Here is a 402-nt window from a genome sequence, read left to right on the forward strand (position 1 = left end):
TTGTTGAACGAAGCCGCTCTGCGGCAGAAAAAACCTCCTATCATCCATACTTTATCAAGTAACACCGCCATCTGGGCAGTGTATTGCTGGAGTAAATACGATGAACACACTTGAACAACAACACTTCGATCACCTTTATCATCAACATCTTATCAACTTAAAGTTACAAGGAAAACGTCCTGCGACTATTGATGCTTATTCCCGTGCGGTACGTCGCATTACGGCCTATTTTGACCGCACACCCGATACGCTCAGCACGAATAATTTAAAGCAATATTTTAATTCCCTTATCCAAACTCATTCATGGAGTACCGTTAAACTTGACCGCAATGGACTGCAATTCTTTTACCGCTACACACTTGACCGTCAGTGGGAATGGCTCAGCATTGTCAAACCACCCCA

1 protein-coding gene is annotated in these 402 nt (G+C 43.5%); it reads left to right on the forward strand.

All coding sequences use genetic code 11. The annotated features are described in order from the left end of the window. Positions 1-100: 100 nt before the first annotated feature. On the forward strand, positions 101-402 hold a 302-nt coding region (locus CXF72_RS00505), incomplete at its 3' end, for a site-specific integrase (RefSeq protein ID WP_198552451.1).

It is taken from the genome of Psychromonas sp. MB-3u-54 (genome assembly GCF_002836415.1).
GTDB lineage: Bacteria > Pseudomonadota > Gammaproteobacteria > Enterobacterales > Psychromonadaceae > Psychromonas.